Annotated in this window: 1 protein-coding gene and 1 pseudogene; both read right to left on the bottom strand. The window is 54.1% G+C overall.

Annotated features, from left to right (window positions below; genetic code table 11):
- Positions 1-166: 166 nt before the first annotated feature.
- Positions 167-1284 (bottom strand): annotated as a pseudogene (locus ACR1XU_RS23085) (IS3 family transposase).
- A gap of 39 nt (positions 1285-1323) precedes the next feature.
- A partial coding sequence (locus ACR1XU_RS23080; RefSeq protein WP_480915715.1) for a hypothetical protein occupies positions 1324-1518 on the bottom strand: 195 nt, incomplete at its 5' end.

The raw sequence follows: 1518 nt of genomic DNA, 5'->3' as shown, positions 1-1518 counted from the left end.
CATTAGAGAAAGATCTCCCCTTGCGCTGACCGTCGGACAACTCATTATCTCGTAGATCAGTATATCATCACCGATCATCTCGCCTTCTCTACCCACAGCGTAACCGCGTGTCACACCAAACTTTGTGGGAAGCATAGTCTGGAACATCCGGTGTCCAGCCCCAATTCTATGGGCCAGTTTTGAGCAAGGTTTCTGGAACGGGCGGTCGCATGTTTAGAGCCTGATGGGGTCTGACACGATTGTACTGTCTAAGCCAGGTATTGATGACGATCTGAGCCTGTTTGGTGGTGTGGAACCATTCTGCGTTGAGGACTTCCCGGCGCAGAGTGCCATTGAAGCGCTCGTTGTATCCATTCTCCCAAGGTGATCCCGGGTAGATTTGGATCGGCTTAATGCCCACCTTTCTTAACCAGGTCTGCAGGGCCGTTGCGATGAACTCCGCGCCGTTGTCGGAACGGATGTGTTCGGGCTTCCCGTGCCGCAATAAGAGTGGGTAGAGCGCATCCAGCACGTCTGCGCTGTTCATCTTCGGCTTGACCGCTACGCAGAGCGCCTCACGGGTATACTCATCCAGCACCGTCAGCATCTTGTAGCTCTGTCCGTTGCTCAGCTTGTCGTGGACAAAGTCAATGCTCCAGATGTGATTGGGATGTTGCGGTCGGAGCCGGATGATCGAGCTGTCCTTGTGGTACAGCCGTTTGCGTTTCTTGTGCCGTTGTGGGAGCTGCAAGCCTTCTTCGCGCCATAGTCGTTCGATCTTTTTATGATTGACTGCCCAGCCTTCGACACGCAGCAGCTCGGCGACCTTGCGGTAGCCGTAGCGCCCATACCGTTTGGCCAATCGGATCATCGCCAGACGTAACGCCTCATCATCCTTTGGCGCTGCGCGGTATTGCAGCGTGCTCCGCGCCAATCCAATCACGCGACAGGTGCGCCGTTCAGAGGTTGCCAGCTTTTGTCGGGTGTGGACCACGGCCTGACGAAGCTGGTCTGCCGTCAGGCCTTTGGCTTTAGATAATCAAGGCTCTCCTTGAGAATGAGTTTGTCCAGTTCAAGCTCAGCCACGATTTTCTTGAGCCGATCATTCTCTTTCTGCAGCGCCTTCAGATTGGCCATCTCAGATCGTCCCATCCCACCAAACCGCTTGCGCCATGTGTAATAGGTCGCATCACTGACACCAGCCGTTCTGCACGCCGTCGCGACATCCGAACCAGATGCCAGGCCCAGCTCAATCTCGCGCAAAAGCCGCAGAATATCTTCGTCCGAATACCGTTTCCGCGCCATCAATCCCGTCTCCAAAACTAAGCCAACTGTGGCACAGTTTTAGGGGGCCAAGACAATCGCTGCCAGAAACTGCTCACGGGTCACTTCACTTAAGGACGCAAACGCGTCAAGCAGAGGTTTCAATTGTTCAAAAGCCGGGTGCTCGTCGAAAGCCGAAACTAAACTCTGCAACACATCGAAGGATACAACATCAAGGTTACCCGCGATTTGTTCCCAAACCTTCTCTATTTCATC

The organism is Ruegeria sp. D1(2025), assembly GCF_056536425.1.
Note: the sequence above shows the minus strand (reverse complement) of the source record. Positions and strands in the feature narration are given on the sequence as shown.